General features: G+C 42.2%; 10 protein-coding genes. 8 read left to right on the plus strand and 2 right to left on the minus strand.

From position 1 onward, the window contains the following. The first annotated feature begins 118 nt into the window (after positions 1-118). The 8 genes from rpoC (at position 119) to BM176_RS29365 (ending at position 14,680) form a co-directional block, all read left to right on the plus strand. Positions 119-4,414, plus strand: coding sequence for a DNA-directed RNA polymerase subunit beta' (rpoC, locus tag BM176_RS29330; RefSeq protein ID WP_090107964.1), 4,296 nt, complete (start codon positions 119-121; stop codon positions 4,412-4,414). A 100-nt stretch (positions 4,415-4,514) separates the two neighbouring features. Beyond that, positions 4,515-5,207, plus strand: a complete 693-nt coding sequence (locus tag BM176_RS29335; protein WP_177230583.1) for a DUF4397 domain-containing protein — start codon at positions 4,515-4,517, stop codon at positions 5,205-5,207. Between the two features lie 115 nt (positions 5,208-5,322). Then, positions 5,323-5,937, plus strand: coding sequence for an OmpH/Skp family outer membrane protein (locus BM176_RS29340; protein WP_090107966.1), 615 nt, complete (start codon positions 5,323-5,325; stop codon positions 5,935-5,937). A gap of 108 nt (positions 5,938-6,045) precedes the next feature. Then, on the plus strand, positions 6,046-7,467 hold the full coding sequence (locus tag BM176_RS29345; RefSeq protein WP_177230584.1) for an APC family permease: 1,422 nt from the start codon (positions 6,046-6,048) through the stop codon (positions 7,465-7,467). Positions 7,468-8,183: 716 nt separating this feature from the next. Then, positions 8,184-9,128 (plus strand): FecR family protein, encoded by a 945-nt coding sequence (locus tag BM176_RS29350; protein ID WP_090107968.1) that lies wholly within the window; start codon positions 8,184-8,186, stop codon positions 9,126-9,128. Positions 9,129-9,232: 104 nt separating this feature from the next. Beyond that, complete coding sequence (locus BM176_RS29355) at positions 9,233-12,421, plus strand: TonB-dependent receptor domain-containing protein (protein ID WP_090108089.1); 3,189 nt, start codon at positions 9,233-9,235, stop codon at positions 12,419-12,421. Positions 12,422-12,494: 73 nt separating this feature from the next. After that, complete coding sequence (locus BM176_RS29360) at positions 12,495-13,853, plus strand: hypothetical protein (protein ID WP_090107969.1); 1,359 nt, start codon at positions 12,495-12,497, stop codon at positions 13,851-13,853. 68 nt (positions 13,854-13,921) lie between these two features. After that, positions 13,922-14,680 (plus strand): DUF4397 domain-containing protein, encoded by a 759-nt coding sequence (locus BM176_RS29365; RefSeq protein ID WP_090107970.1) that lies wholly within the window; start codon positions 13,922-13,924, stop codon positions 14,678-14,680. Positions 14,681-14,714: 34 nt separating this feature from the next. On the opposite strand, the gene BM176_RS29370 is transcribed toward BM176_RS29365, so the two are convergent. Then, positions 14,715-16,085 carry a S41 family peptidase gene (locus BM176_RS29370; protein ID WP_090107971.1) on the minus strand — a complete coding sequence of 457 codons (1,371 nt, stop codon included), beginning with the start codon at positions 16,083-16,085 and terminating at the stop codon, positions 14,715-14,717. 11 nt (positions 16,086-16,096) lie between these two features. After that, a complete protein-coding gene (locus BM176_RS29375) occupies positions 16,097-16,618 on the minus strand; it encodes an RNA polymerase sigma-70 factor (RefSeq protein ID WP_090107972.1) in 522 nt (173 codons plus the stop codon). Positions 16,619-16,728 lie beyond the last annotated feature (110 nt).

Raw genomic sequence — 16,728 nt, forward strand, 5'->3', positions numbered from 1 at the left:
TAAGCTACAAGCAACAGGAAGTATTTTACTGATAAAACAGTGGAATACTACCTGGGGCTTGTAGCTCTTAATACTTGCAGCACTAATTCTACATGTGAATTTTCTTTAAACAACATATATGGCCATCAAGAAAGAAAATCGTCCTAAATCAAACTTTAGCAGCATTACCATCAGTCTGGCGTCTCCGGATTCCATACTGGAACGCTCTTACGGGGAAGTGCTGAAGCCGGAAACCATCAACTACCGTACTTACAAGCCGGAGCGTGATGGTTTGTTCTGTGAAAGGATCTTCGGCCCCGTAAAGGACTATGAGTGCTATTGCGGAAAATATAAACGTATCCGTTATAAGGGTATCGTGTGCGATCGTTGTGGTGTGGAAGTAACTGAGAAGAAAGTACGTCGTGAAAGAATGGGTCACATCCGCCTGGTTGTACCTGTTGTTCACATCTGGTACTTTAAATCATTGCCTAACAAAATTGGTTACCTCCTGGGTATGAGCTCTAAAAAGCTCGAAACCATCGTGTATTATGAAAGATACGTGATCATTCAGGCTGGTGCCAAACAGGAAAAAGGCATGAACTATGGCGACCTGTTAACTGAAGAAGAATATCTTGATATACTGGATACCCTCCCTAAGGACAATCAGATGTTGCCGGATGAAGATCCCAACAAGTTCATTGCCAAGATGGGTGCAGAAGCGGTAGAGATGATGCTGGCCAGAATTGATCTGGATAGCCTGTCATACCAGCTGCGTAACCAGGCGGCTACTGAAACCAGCCAGCAACGTAAGGCAGAAGCCTTAAAGCGTTTGAGCGTGGTGGAAGCATTCCGCGAAGCTAATGGTCGTGTTGAAAACCATCCTGAATGGATGGTAATGCAATATATCCCTGTAGTACCTCCTGAACTGCGCCCATTGGTGCCGTTGGATGGTGGCCGTTTTGCATCTTCTGATCTGAACGATCTGTACCGCAGGGTAATTATCCGTAACAACCGTCTGAAACGTCTGATCGAAATCAAGGCACCTGAGGTGATCCTGCGTAACGAAAAACGTATGCTGCAGGAAGCGGTAGACTCCCTCTTCGATAACTCCCGTAAATCAAATGCGGTAAAAGCAGAAGGTGGTCGTGCGCTGAAATCATTGTCAGATGTACTGAAAGGTAAACAAGGTCGTTTCCGTCAGAACCTGTTAGGTAAACGTGTGGATTACTCCGGTCGTTCTGTTATCGTGGTAGGTCCTGAACTGAAACTGCATGAGTGCGGTCTGCCAAAAGATATGGCGGCAGAGCTGTTCAAACCGTTTATTATCCGTAAACTGATCGAAAGAGGTATTGTTAAAACCGTAAAATCAGCGAAAAAACTGGTAGACCGTAAGGAAGCCGTAGTTTGGGATATCCTGGAAAATGTACTGAAAGGTCATCCGGTTATGCTAAACCGTGCGCCAACCCTGCACCGTCTCTCCATTCAGGCATTCCAGCCTAAACTGGTAGAAGGTAAAGCAATTCAGTTACACCCGCTGGTGTGTTCTGCGTTCAACGCTGACTTTGATGGTGACCAGATGGCCGTGCACGTACCGCTGAGTAATGCAGCAGTACTGGAAGCACAGTTGCTCATGCTGTCATCTCACAATATCCTCAACCCACAGAACGGTACACCAATCACCCTGCCTTCACAGGACATGGTATTGGGTCTGTACTACATCTCTAAGGGTAAGAGATCAACCGATACCGAAAAGGTAGAGGGAGAAGGTAAAGCATTCTATTCTGCAGAAGAGGTGATCATTGCTTACAATGAGCAGAAAGTGAACCTCCATGCTAACATCCGCGTAAAGGCAACAATACGTAATGAAAAGGATGAACTGGAATGGAAACTGATCGAAACAACCGTAGGCCGTGTAATATTTAACCAACACGTTCCAAAAGAAGCTGGTTTCGTAAACGCGCTGCTTACTAAGAAGTCACTGCGTGAAATCATCGGTGACATCATTAAATATACTGACATCCCGAAAACTGCGAAGTTCCTGGATGATATCAAACAACTTGGTTTCCGCACGGCATTCCGTGGTGGTCTGTCATTTAACATTAATGACCTGATCATCCCTGAAGTGAAACAGCACATGATTGATGGTGCTACCAGTGAAGTAGACGAAGTTTGGGAGAACTATAACATGGGTCTGATCACGAATAACGAACGTTATAACCAGATTATCGATATCTGGTCCCGTGCAGATACCAAAGTAACAGAAACGCTGATCCGTGAGCTGGCAAATGACAAACAGGGCTTCAACTCTGTATACATGATGCTTGACTCTGGTGCGCGTGGATCCAAACAGCAGATCAAACAGCTGGCAGGTTTAAGGGGATTGATGGCCAAACCGCGTAAGAGTGGTTCCAGTGGCTCTGAGATCATTGAAAACCCGATCCTGTCCAACTTCAAGGATGGTCTGAACGTATTGGAGTACTTCATCTCTACGCATGGTGCGCGTAAAGGTCTTGCGGATACGGCGTTGAAAACTGCGGATGCAGGTTATCTGACCCGTCGTCTGGTAGACGTTGCACAAGATGTGGTAATCAATGAAGAAGATTGTGGTACCCTCCGTGGTATTGCCACTTCAGCATTGAAAGATAATGAAGAAGTAGTTGAACCATTGTATGACCGTATACTCGGCCGTACTTCCCTGCACGATGTGTTTGAACCACACACGGAAGAACTGATCGTTGCAGCTGGTGGTATGATCACCGAAGATATCGCTCACAAAATAGATAACAGCGCTATCGAAACCGTAGAAATCCGCTCCGTACTTACCTGCGAAAGCCGCAGAGGTGTGTGTGTGAAATGTTACGGTAAGAACCTGGCAACCGGTTATGTAACGCAGCGTGGTGATGCCGTAGGTATCATTGCCGCCCAGTCAATCGGTGAACCTGGTACTCAGCTGACACTGCGTACGTTCCACGTAGGTGGTGTGGCTGGTTCTACTTCAGTAGATACCGGCTTACAGGCTAAGTTTGATGGTACCGTACAGTTCGATGGTTTGAGAACTACCACTTTCGAAAACAGTGATGGTGAAAAAGTACAGGTAGTAATTGGCCGTACAGGTGAATTACGTATCGTGGATGTGAAGAATGACCGTTTGCTGATCACTAACAACATCCCTTATGGATCCAGCCTGCTGGTGAAAGACGGACAGAAAGTGGTGAAAGGTGATATCATCTGTACATGGGATCCGTACAACGCCGTTATCGTTTCTGAAATTGCAGGTAGTATCCGTTTCGACAGCATCATAGAAGGTATCACCTTCCGTGAAGAAGCTGATGAGCAGACAGGTCACCGCGAGAAAGTGGTAATTGAAACTAAAGACAAGAATAAGATCCCGTCTCTGTTTGTAGATGGTAATAAAGAAGTGAAGTCTTACAACTTACCAGTTGGCTCACATATCGTACTTGAAGAAGGAGATGTTGTAAGAGCTGGTCAGGTAATCGTGAAGATCCCACGTATCCTCGGTAAACTGAGAGATATCACGGGTGGTCTGCCACGTGTAACTGAACTGTTTGAAGCACGTAACCCAAGCAATCCTGCCATCGTATCTGAAATTGATGGTGTGGTAGCTTTTGGTAACATCAAACGTGGTAACCGTGAGATCATCATTGAAAGCCGTGAAAGTCACATCAAGAAATACCTGGTGCCATTAACACGTCATATCCTGGTACAGGATGGTGACTTCGTGAAAGCAGGTACAGCCTTGTCTGATGGTTCTATCACTCCGGCAGATATTCTCTCCATCAAAGGACCGTTCGCAGTACAGGAATACCTGGTGAACGAAATCCAGGAAGTATATCGCTTACAGGGTGTGAAGATCAACGATAAACACATTGAAGTGATTGTACGTCAGATGATGCGTAAGGTGAATATCGAAGATCCTGGAGATACACGTTTCCTGGAAGGTGATACCACCGATAAGTTTGAATTCTTTGAAGAAAACGATCATATTTACGACAAGAAGGTAGTAACCGAACCAGGTGAATCCGGCAACCTGAAAGCAGGTCAGATCGTAACATTGCGTCAGGTAAGGGAAGAAAACTCCCTGCTGCGCCGTGCAGATAAACAACTGGTAGAATACCGCGACGCTGCTCCGGCTACTTCCAGTCCACTGTTACAGGGTATTACCAAAGCATCACTGGGTACTCACAGCTGGATCTCTGCTGCGTCCTTCCAGGAAACAACCAAAGTACTGTCTTCTGCAGCCATCAACGGTAAAACAGATGACATGCTTGGCCTGAAAGAAAACGTAATTACCGGTCACCTGATTCCTGCAGGTACAGGTTTACGTGAGTTCGAAAACATGATCGTAGGTTCTAAAGAAGAATACGACATCCTGGCATCTTCTAAAGAAGTATTCCAGTTCGACGAAGAAGAATAGACTAAGTGCATTGATGTATAAAAAAAATGTCCCGGCTCATATCCGGGACATTTTTTTTACATGTAACTTTCCGCAACTTTAAATCACCGGCATGTTTGTTATGAAGCAAAGGTTCCTTTTTACGTGTATATTATTAGTTGCAGTCATCATTGCCTGTAATAAAGACAGTGATAGTTCTATTCCTGAAACCAGCTCCAATATCAATGTATTTCTTGCCGTGCCGGGTGTACAGTATGATGTGGTAGTGGATACTACAACCATTGGCAGCAGTCTTGAAGCAGGGCAAAGTACAGGTTATCATAGTTTTATCGCAAAGCGGTATAACTTATTCATTTACCCGGCAGGTGATCATACTACAGCCATAGCAGGCGGACAGATAAGTCTCCGCAATAATCACTATTACTCCGTATTCCTTTCCCTGGATCATACCAATGCGCTGCGCTTACTGGCAGTGGAAGACAAACTTGATCTGCCGGCGGCCAATACAGGTAAGGTGAGGGTAATAGATCTGAGTGATACTTATAATAGTGATGCCCAGACGGTAAACCTGGATTTTTATGCAAATGATACATTACGCTTCCAGCGGATCAGTTATCTCGCTGTGACTAACTTTATCCAGTTACAAGCAGGTACGTATACCCGCGATATTTTTTATGCAGATTCAAGTTTGAGTCTGTTAGGAAATAACCTTCCCAGCTTTACCATAGCAGACCGCAAAATCTATAGCTGGATAGTATATGGGAACGCACAGGTAGCAGACAGTTTTAAACTGGTAGAATTCGTGCATAACTAAAATGTGAAAGTGTTGTTAAGATGGCCGGACACTACCTATAATCATGTAAAAACCTTATTTTAGCCGTTCAATTTTTAAATCGATTCAAAGGAGATTAAAAAATCCACCTAACAACATGCGCACTAGTAAACAATTTGTGAAAAGCGGGATATTGGCAGCAATGGCAGCCGGAACATTTATGGCTTGTCAGCAGCCCGCTAAGAAAGATAGTACACCTGCAGCAACAGCATCAGGAGACAATAATACAGCAACTGTTAATAAGGGTTTTATTATTGCTTATGTGGATATTGATACAGTGGAGGCTAACTACAACTATTTCAAAGAGAAGAAAGCTGAACTCGAAAAGAAACAGCAGGCTATTGATAATGAGCTGAAAGCAAACGTGAGGGTATTACAGAATGAAGCATCTGATTTTCAGCGTAAGGCGCAAAGCATGACGCAGGCAGAAGGTGAAGCCGCTCAGCGTATTTTATACGATAAACAACAGCAACTGGAAGGTAAAGCACAAAGCATGCGCTCTCAATATGCCGAACAGGAAAATAAATTTAATGAAGAACTTCAGAAGAGATTAAATGACTTTTTGCAGAAGTTCAACAGTGATAAAAAATATGCTTATATCCTTTCCTATCGCTCCGGCGCAAGCAATGTATTATACAAGGATGAGCAGTATAATATTACGAACGAAGTGATTGCCGGCCTGAATGAGGCAAATGCAACTGAGAAAAAATAATACTTGCTATAGCAAAAACATTAAAAAAAACTTTAACTTGGAATCCCGTTCTACCTGTTGGAAGAACGGGATTTTAAAATTAGACCTGCAATCAATAACCATTAATTGATGGAAAACAACCAAAATTCGGCTTTCCGACCCAGCCTTAGCCTGCTGGATGCAACTATGATCGTTGCGGGTTCAATGATAGGATCCGGCGTATTTCTCGTATCTGCAGAAATAACCCGTAACCTGGGATCTGCCGGATGGCTTACACTCATGTGGGTGTTGGGAGGTATTGTCACAATTATAGCAGCAGTTAGTTATGGAGAGCTGTCCGGGATGTTTCCCAAGGCAGGTGGTCAGTATGTATATCTGCGCGAAGCCTATAATCCTTTTGTAGCCTTCCTTTTTGGATGGACGCAGTTCAGTGTGATCCAGACAGGTACTATTGCTGCAGTAGCAGTAGCATTTGCCAAATTCTCTTCTTATCTCATTCCTTCTTTCAGCGAAGAAAATATATTATTAAACTTAGGCTTTCTGAAAGTCTCGGCAGCCCAGATAGTAGCCATCATCTCAATCATCTTATTAACCTGGATCAACACACGTGGAATCCGTAATGGTAAGATCATACAGACGGTATTTACACTGGCAAAGCTGTTATCATTATTCGGGCTGATCATTTTTGGTTTCCTGCTGGGAGCCAAACAGGAGATCTGGAATGCTAACTGGGCACATGCCTGGGATGCTGTATCATTAACACAGAATAATGGAGAAGTAGTTACTACATTATTATCCGGATTAGCACTATTTGGTGCTGTTGCCATCTCTATGAAAGGTTCTCTGTTCAGCAGTGATGCCTGGAATAACATCACCTTTATTGCAGCTGAAATCAAGAACCCGCAGAAGAACATTGGCAGAGCATTATTCTTTGGAACACTGCTGGTTACTATCGTGTATGTGAGTGCAAACCTCATGTACCTGGCTGTATTGCCACTGCACGATATTGCCTTTGCCGCAAAAGACCGTGTGGCGGTTGCCGCAGCAGAACAGATCTTCGGTGGAAGTGGTTCAAAAATCATTGCCATCATGATCATGGTATCTACATTCGGATGCAATAATGGGCTGATCCTGTCAGGTGCGCGTATCTATTATACAATGGCAGAAGACAAGCTGTTCTTCAAGAAAGCAGCAGAAATGAATGCATTTAATGTACCTGCAAATGGGTTATGGATTCAGTGCGTGTGGGCTTCCCTGTTATGTCTTTCGGGTAAGTACAATGACCTGCTGGTACTGGTGATATTTGGAGTATTAATTTTCTACGTATTAACGATCCTGGGCATTTTTATCTTGCGTAAAAAGCAACCTGATGCACCACGTCCTTATAAAGCATTTGGTTATCCCGTGTTGCCACTTATATATGTGGTGGTAGCTATTTCGCTGGCATTACTACTGTTAGTATTTGAAAGTAATTATGCGTTACCAGGGCTTGGAATTATTTTGCTGGGTATTCCGTTATATTATATTGCGGTAAGAACACAGTCGAAATAATCTTGTACGGGAATCATTCGTAGTTGAATAGCTAGATAAGACAAGAAAAACTATTTTGACACAAAAGTTGTATGTAAAATAGTTGAAATTTTATTTGACTGCTGTGGAATTTTCAGTGAATTGATGTAATTTGCATGAAGACTTCCGGACCCGACGAATGATTTATGTATAACCCTTGGCGCGACACGTATGAATAGAAAACCCTTTGTCACTAAAGCATTACCTTATGAGAAGGTGGTGAGTTTCTAAGAAGGAGTGATTTATTTTACTACAACTGTGAAGGCCAAACCCGCAGAGAATCAGGAGCTGTTAACAGGAATAGATATGGAACGTCCAGTTGGATGGTGTGAGTAAAATGAAACTTTATTCTGATTAAAAGACTATATGCCAACATACTATATTCAGCAACAGTTTTTGTTTGCATTAAATATTATTTCTCAATAGGTTACTAAATATTTTTAAAGGTCTGAAAAGACCTTCACGATTTGCATTCTCGAACATTCACATGACAATCTTAACAACAAGCGTATGGTATCTACCATACGCTTTTCTTTTGCCCGGCAACGCCGGGCAATGATTATGACACCAAATCCGGGTAAGCGAATAGCCTGTTCGTGTTAAGGAATTGTAAACTCCACTTTCTTCATTGGTACTTCCTCTTCTCTGCAGCGTACTCTTATTGCTGATACCATCGTCAGGATTACCATATACAGGAAATGAAGATAGATAAGCAAATACTTGAAAAATACTTTAAAGGTGACTGTACAGCTGAAGAAGCTGCTCTTATAGCAACTTTCCTGGAGCAGCCAGATGCACCTGGTGTAGATGAATGGTTCAGTGAAGTGTATGCTTTAAGTGAAGCGAAAGAGCCGGTAATATTGAAACGGACAGGAATTAACATTTATCGTCGTTTATACAGCATTGCTGCGGCGGTAGCCGTACTGGTAGGTGTATGTGCCTGGTTATGGCAATCACAGCAGCGTACTGCGGGAAAAGCACAACTGGCGCTTAACTGGGATACCCTGGCAAACAAAGGGAACGATATTAAGCTCCTGTCACTGACAGATGGTTCTAAAGTTTGGCTTGGGCCACACTCTTCTTTAGCCTATACTCGTAATTATAACGATACAAGCAGAGAATTATCACTGGATGGGGAAGCCTATTTTGAAGTAGCACATGACCCCGCCCGCCCATTCAGTGTACGCACGGGAAAACTTATCACCACTGCTTTGGGTACCGCTTTTAATATTGCCACTGCCAGCCAAGCAGATGGTAGCATCCAGGTAAGCCTGGTGGAAGGCAAGGTGTCAGTAACAGCCACAGCTTTCTCCTGTATCTTGCATCCGGGACAGATGGTAAGATATGGAGAGGGCATAGGGACAACGCAACCGGAAACATTTAAAAAAGAAGAGGTGCTGGACTGGAAATCAGGCAAGCTGGTATTTGATGGTACACCACTGAAAGATGCCTTTGCCAAATTGCAGGCCAGATTGGGATCGCGGATTATTATGGATAATACGCTAACGGGCACACAAAAGGTGTCGGGTGTATTTTCGGCAGGCGAATCACTTGAGCACATACTGGAAGCAATGCAATATGTACACGGATTTAAAATCGTGAAGAAGAATCACAATACGTATGAAATAACAAAATCTAATTAAAGGACACAACTATTCCCGGGGGGCCCGGTACTGTATTCATTTTTAACAAAAAGTAATCTTTAAGTATGCAAAAATCTACAAACAGATTTTGTAATGGGAAAGCTATGCAAAATTGGAAAGCTATCCTGTTATGTTTTTTAGTGGCAGGATCTCCTGTGGCGCTGTCGGCGCAAACCTACCAATCCCTTTCAGAAAAGGTATCTGTAAACCTTGACAATACAACAGCTGACGTTGTAGTGAAATCGCTTGAAAAGCAAACGCCTTACACCTTTACTTATGATCCGGAATACTTGCAGCATTGTACGCTCGCAACTGTAAAATTTAATAATCAGCCACTGTCTGATGTACTTCATTATCTCGATGTATATGCGCCACTGGATATTGCTTTTGTGAACAAAACAGTAGCTCTGAAACAAGGCAAACTGGAACGTATATTAGGTCAGGATAAAGGCCGTGTTACAGGTAAGATCGTTGATAATAAAAACGAGCCATTACCCGGCGTAACAATACAGTCCAGCAATGGAGTGGGGGCTGTTACCAGCGTAGATGGTACTTATGAACTTAGTCTGCCGCCAGGCGTATATACCATAACCTTCAGTTATATCTCTTATGATACCCGTAAGGTAACTGAAGTGGCTATTAAAGAAAAAGGCATTACACCGCTTGATGTTGTGATGAAAAGTGCAGGTGCTCACCTGAAGGGAGTGACGGTAACAGGTAATTATAAACGTGCATCTGTAGAAGGTTTATACGCCATACAAAAAAACAATGCATCCATTACAGACGGAATCAGTGCAGAACAGATCAGTCGTACACCAGATAAAAATATCGGAGATGTATTAAAACGTGTTAGTGGATTATCGACTGTAGATAATAAGTATGTGGTGGTACGTGGTTTAAGTGAGCGTTACAACCAGGCGGTATTAAACGGACAGGTAATGCCAAGCACTGAAATGAACAGAAAGAATTTCAGCTTTGATATCATCCCTTCAAATATAGTAGAAAATGTAACGGTTGTTAAAACCCTGACACCAGACCGTAGTGCAGAATTTGGCGGTGGCGCTGTGGAAGTGAATACACTGGAAATACCAACACAGAATTTTCTGAACATTGGAATAGGTGGAAGCAGTAATGATATCACAACAGGGAAAAACTTCCGCACTTTAAAAATGGATGGCCAGGAATACTGGGGTAAAGTGGCACCTCACCGTGATCTGCTGGGTAAACTGGATTGGACCAATACTGCGGATGTGGTGGCTAAATATAACACAGAAGGTAAGAAAACACAATTACTAAGCAACAACTGGGGCGTGTATGAAATGAAAGCACCAGTTTCCCAGAACTACCAGTTATCAGGTGGAAAAGTATTCCGTTTAACAGCAAAAGATCAGTTTGGGATTGTAGCCTCTGCAAGTTACCGCAATACTTTCCAGACAAAAGATATCCGCATGAGCCGTGATGGTTTTGAAGGAGATGGCGCAGGAGATATTGAAGAAAGGGCAGCTTTCAAAGGTAAGAACTATGGCTTCTCCACCAACTTAGGAGGTTTGCTGGGATTGGGATATAAAAACGAACGTACCCATCTTAGTTTTCAGACACTGTACCTGCGCACACTTGATCAGCAGTTGCTGATTGGTATGGGTACACACGTTGATCCTAGTGGTTTTTTGTTGGGGTATTATGACCTTACCACCCAAACCAGCTTATGGCAAAACCAGCTGAAAGGAGAACATTCATTGGGACACCGTGGTGTTAAATTAAAGTGGATGGGTAGTTATGCGTTGCTGGACAAACAACGGCCGGATAATCATCAGTTGAAAGCATCTATGATGGAAGATGATAAACTGGCATCTAACGAATTTAATATCAAATCCCCGTTCAGCAGTGGTATCAGTGATGGAACATTGCGTTGGTGGAGCAGAACTTATGAAAAAGATTATAACTGGGATATCTCTTTGTCAGTTCCTTTTAAACTGGGAACAGGAAAGATCCAAACAGAGAACATTTTAAAAGGAGGTTATGGAGGATGGAGTAAAAACAGACTGTTCTATGTATTAAACAGTGGCTCTAAAGGATTTGATACAGAAGATTATCCGCCACTGGCACAAACATTTATACCTGAACGCGGAGGTGAGATCTACTTTGACCGCTTTGCAGATGATTTCCATAAAACAGCTGTATTACATAGTTTTTATGCCATGCTTGATAATAAGATAAATGAAAAATGGAGACTGGTATGGGGTGTGAGAGCAGAAGGATATAATCTAAACAAAGTAAATGATGTACTGGATTCCCTTTTAAGTGATATTAATGAAACAAGAGGTTCTGATAAACAGCTCGATTATAGTGCTATTCTTAACCGTGAACCTAACTGGCGTTTATTCCCATCGGCAAACCTGACGTATAGCTTAACACAACAGATGAATCTTCGTCTGGCATATGCCGAAAGCATTATTCGTCCGGATCTCAGAGAACTGTCTTTCTTCAAGGAATATGATTTTGAACTGGGTGGTATTTATAGAAGCAACCAGGTAAAGTCTACCACGGTACAACATTTTGATTTCCGTTATGAATGGTATCCCACTCCCGGAGATGTACTTTCTGCTACTTTGTTCTATAAGAAGTTCAGAGATCCTATGGAGATCTATAAAGAGGGAGACAACAGGATGTATTTCTTAAAGAATAATAAATACGCAAAAAATTACGGACTGGAAGTGGAAGTAAGGAAATCACTTGCTTTTACAAAAGTACCTGTAGTTCGTAATATCACGCTGTATGGCAACTTCACCGCATTAGCGTCACGTGTTACGCCTGTTGACATAAGTTATAATACGCTGGATCCTAATAATGAGAATAAAATATTACCTGCAGAAGTGGTAGGAAAAGTAGAAAAGAGGCCTCAGACGGGCGCCAGTAACTATATGGTCAATGCAGGATTTTATTATGATATCAAACCCGTTTCCTTCAGCCTGGTATATAACTATGTTACAAACCGTATGTTTCGTCCTGCGGCATACTACAGTGAATCATTATTCGAACGTCCGCTTGAATCACTGGATGGACAGTTGGCTATACGCCTGCTGAAACAGAAGCTGCAACTGCGTTTAAACATTTCGAACCTGTTGAACAGTTATTCTGTGGTGTATAGAAATTTTTATAAGGATGATGCTATTACCAATTATAAGAAAGATCCCAGCACTAAGGATCTGCTTTATCAGAAAGGACAGGATCTGATAGATTATGAAGCAAGGCCCGGCCGGACTTTCAGTTTTACCCTTGGTTATAGTTTTTAATTGAGAACGCGTAAACACAAATATATCCTGATCAGGTATTCAATCCATTTTAAACACAAACAAAAGAGAACCCATGAAAAATTGTTCACTGATTTTATCGCTTGCCGCTGTTGTACTGGCATTGGGTACAGCCTGTAAGAAAGAGAACCACATTACCGACGAGCGTGCACTGTCTGCAGGACCAATACATTCCTGCGGTGACAGTACTATTTCTGGTGTAATTACTTCTAATCTGTTTCTGGACAGTTGTAAAGTGTACAAGTTGAGCGGACTTGTATATGTTGCTAACAATGCAACACTGACTATTTCTAAAGGCGCCCTGGTACAGGGTATCAAAGGTGCCCCAGGAGGTACATTGATTATTACAAAAGGTTCTAAACTGGTTGCTGCCGGTACTCAGTTTAGTCCGATTTTATTTACTTCAGATCAGGCATCACCAGCATCTGGCGATTGGGGCGGTATCGTATTATTAGGAAAAGCCGATATCAATCAGGGAGATTCTGCACTGGTTGAAGGTATCACTGGCGCTACACCAGCAAGTGCTTATTATGGTGGTAATGACAATGGTGATAACTCAGGTACCTTAACTTATGTAAGAATTGAGTATGCTGGTTATGAACTGGCTGCTGACAATGAACTGAACGGTCTCACAATTGCAGGTGTTGGTTCTAACACCACATTGAATCACATTGAAGTGTACAAATCAAAAGACGATGCTTTCGAATTTTTCGGAGGTACAGTAAATGCTTCTTACCTGATAGCGGTAGATGCACTGGATGATATGTTCGACTTTGATAATGGTTTCAGTGGTCACATCAGTTATGCATTAGGTATTTCTGATCCTACCCGTGCAGACAAGAGTCAGTCAAATGGTATAGAAAGTGATAACCGTTCCAATGGTGATTCATCTTCATTCCCTACCACTAAAGCTGTTATTGATCACCTGACTATCATTGGTCAATCAACTGCAGCTGCTGCAAGTATCACCAATGGCCAGCCTTCTGGTACTGGTAGCTATGGCCGTGGTGCTCATTTCAGAAGAAGCAGCCAGTTTGATGTTCAGAATTCAATATTCCTGGGCTTCAATAAAGGTATTTCTTTAGATGGTGCACTGGGTAACACTCCTTGCGCTTATGCAAGGAACTTATCTACACTGACTAACAACCTGGTACATGCTTATGTAACACATTTTATAATCGAAGGAACAAGCGCATGCCTGACAACGTTAAATTTCGATGCGTTAGCTCAACTGCGTGAAAATTACCCTTATGCTACATGGCAGGAAATAGGTTTGAGTGCTCCTTTTAACAGACCAACTACAGCAAGTGCTGCTAACTACTTCCCTTCTGCGGGTAGTGATGCAGCAACTGCGGGTGCAGGTGCATTCACCGTTGGTAGTGCAGACTGGGCTGCAAGCTGGTCCCGTTTCTAGTAAGATTCAGTTATAATATAAGTGTGGGGGAGGAATGCTTCCCCCACTTTTTTTAAAAAAAACAAAACATGCTTAAAGTTTTCAAATGTATTTTTTTTACCGCTTTTATATTCTTAGCGGCTTGTAAAAAGGGGGAACCCGTAAATGAATATTACTTTGCTTCATTTTCGGCTGAATTATTAGCATTACCAGGCACGCCAACAGTTGACGTATATGTTGGCGATAACAAAATAGATACACTTGCCGCCGGCAAAAGTATAGGAATAACCTCACGATTAATGTTAGAGGCTGGAGGTAAAAAGACCAAAATCAGTTTTAAAAAATTTGGAACAGATACACTACTGCTGGATACATTAGTAGACCCTGTTGCCGGATCTATGTTTCCACTTAAACTCGCATTTAGCCCTACATTAGGTATACAGAGTTTTATGGCAACAGGTAATAATACTGTTGCTGCTGATTCCGTTTCTTTCTTTGCATTTAATCTATTACCTGTAGAGATTCAGGCTGTTGATGTAAAAGTTGATGCCTATTTATTTAAAGTTAATGGTATTGAATATGAGGAAACAGGAATTGTATTAAAAGGATTTGAAAAGAATAAATTACATCCAACATTGGTTTCATTAAAGGTGATTGATGAAACCGGAGCAGGAATCAATTATATATTTAAATTTAAGAACACTGCCACCGGAGAGTTTTTGAAGGATATGTCATTAGCAGAAGTATGTACGATATTTCCTTTGGCCGGAAAGCGACAGATATTAACTATTACCGCTACCAAAAGACTTGGTAAATTAAGATTTGGAGCGACATATGCTGAGTATTAAATCTTAGAAATCCGTTGCTTGTTAGCCCTTATCCCTATCTTATAGGCATTATTACTACACTATTATTTGCAGCTGCCTGCCTTGAATCATAATAACGTTGTATTATAGTTCCGTCAGTCTGTCTTCCATTCCCACTTATAATTGAAAAAGCTTTTGCTTTCAGTGGATCATTGTTATCTCCGATGGATGATAACGGCTGAACAGTCATTTCATCAGTTACATATTGTGGTGTAATTCCAGTTGTATATCCTCCTGTTCCCTTCGCATTAAACAGGTTGTACGTAATAGGCAATATAGCCCAGGGAATACGCTGTGGGGACCTGGCATCCCGGATAATAACAGCCGCTTTATCCTTCCCAAAAGTTATTTGTCCGATCTGTATTACATCCATATAAGGCTTTAAGGTATTGATGGTTAATTCAGCAGCGGAAGCTGTTTGTTGCCCTGATAAAATAAATACCCGGCTTAATGAAAGCCGTGCGGCAGACAATGAACTGAAAACGATAGGAGAGCCGCTTTCAGGAACCGACAATGCTGATTTGTAAGAGATCGTTCTTTGTCCCATACGATTGTTACCGCTATATTTTGCAAAGGTGCTCTGTTCATTTATTCCCGGTGCTATAAGAGAATTGATTAATGCAGCTGCTGACACACTACCTCCCGGATTATAACGGAGATCGAGGATCAGTTCTGAAGCACCTGCGTTTTTAAATTTAGTAAAGGCAGCGACGAGTGCCTGATTATAATTATCATCAAAATAATTATAGAAAAGATAAGCAACTACCTTCCCGTTTACGGTCGACGTACTTTGCTGATAAATAGGATTTTCTGGCAGGGCTTGCGCCGGCAATGTAATAGTACTATCTTCTTTTACGCTATTATTATCAACTGTTGCCATTGTTAGTGCAGCAGACGATACTTGCAAAAGTGCATTGCTAAGTGTAGATGCATTTGTGCTGGTAAGAGTTGTACCATTTATTTGGGTGAAATAACTCCCCCGTTGTATGCCATTTAATGCTGCCACAGAGCCCGGTATTACCAGTTTTACCACCCCGATGGCACCTCCCGGTGCTGTAGGCCAGTTTATTACGGAGAAATCTATTCCATAGATGTACAGCATGTATTTGGGGTAAGTAGACTGATCGGCTGGTTTATACAGAAATGAAAAGCGGTCATCTTTGCTTTTTAACTGGTTGAAAAATGCCGTTGTAGTGAGCATAGTGTCGGCTGTAGCGGGTAACTGGTCATTCCAGAGGTAGAAGTACCGCATACTATCAAGGAGCCAGTTATTGACCTCCTTTTGCGTAACAGGCCCCGTTGGTATAGGGGGAGCAGGGTCATCTTTTTTACTGCAGGAAATAACCAACAGTGGGAAAACAAGTGTATAGCAGATTCTGCGAAGCATAGGGGGTAGTTTTACATGTCGTAATGCGTCATCATCTCTCTTCTGATATATTGTAAGGCCAGACTGAGATGATTTCTTACCGTGGAAGGAGAGAGGCTGAGCTGTTCAGCAATCTCCCTGTAACTTTTGCCTTTATCCCGGCTCAGCAGGTAGATGTTCCGGCGTTGTTCGGGCATTTTTTCAATAACTCTCTGAATATGCTGGCGGAATTCTTTATGTAACAGGGATTCGTCGTCTCTGCTATCTGTTGAAGATTGCCGGTTGGAAGATATTTCTGCAAGAGATTTTTTCTCCCGGTATAGTTTGCGGGTTTCGTCAATTACAATATGTTTTACATAAACGAAAAGGAGTGGAAAAACATCTTGTCCTTCTTGCACCTTGTGCATGTTTTCCCATAGCTTAATAAAGCATTGCTGAGTAATCTCTTGTGCCCGCAAACGGTCTTCGGTGAGTTTGAACGCGAACCGGTACACTTTTTCCCGGTTGTCCTCAAACAATTGACCAAAGAGTATTCTTGATGGGTTATCAGACATATAGTTTGATATGTGGTTGCTATAATGGAAATTAAATGTAAGCAGCAGATGTTACTTGAATGTTAAGCCTCCCTGGCTGGGGACTATGAAGCATTTTATATACATTTGCC

The organism is Chitinophaga sp. CF118, from assembly GCF_900112615.1.
In the GTDB taxonomy this organism is placed as follows: Bacteria; Bacteroidota; Bacteroidia; order Chitinophagales; family Chitinophagaceae; genus Chitinophaga.

Coding starts and splice junctions, on each gene's coding strand:
- BM176_RS29360 (WP_090107969.1), top strand. CDS start 12,495: ATGAAAAATTGTTCACTGATTTTATCGCTTGCCGCTGTTGTACTGGCA.
- BM176_RS29355 (WP_090108089.1), top strand. CDS start 9,233: ATGCAAAATTGGAAAGCTATCCTGTTATGTTTTTTAGTGGCAGGATCT.
- BM176_RS29340 (WP_090107966.1), top strand. CDS start 5,323: ATGCGCACTAGTAAACAATTTGTGAAAAGCGGGATATTGGCAGCAATG.
- BM176_RS29370 (WP_090107971.1), bottom strand. CDS start 16,085: ATGCTTCGCAGAATCTGCTATACACTTGTTTTCCCACTGTTGGTTATT.
- BM176_RS29365 (WP_090107970.1), top strand. CDS start 13,922: ATGCTTAAAGTTTTCAAATGTATTTTTTTTACCGCTTTTATATTCTTA.
- BM176_RS29350 (WP_090107968.1), top strand. CDS start 8,184: ATGAAGATAGATAAGCAAATACTTGAAAAATACTTTAAAGGTGACTGT.
- BM176_RS29345 (WP_177230584.1), top strand. CDS start 6,046: ATGGAAAACAACCAAAATTCGGCTTTCCGACCCAGCCTTAGCCTGCTG.
- BM176_RS29375 (WP_090107972.1), bottom strand. CDS start 16,618: ATGTCTGATAACCCATCAAGAATACTCTTTGGTCAATTGTTTGAGGAC.
- BM176_RS29335 (WP_177230583.1), top strand. CDS start 4,515: ATGAAGCAAAGGTTCCTTTTTACGTGTATATTATTAGTTGCAGTCATC.
- rpoC (WP_090107964.1), top strand. CDS start 119: ATGGCCATCAAGAAAGAAAATCGTCCTAAATCAAACTTTAGCAGCATT.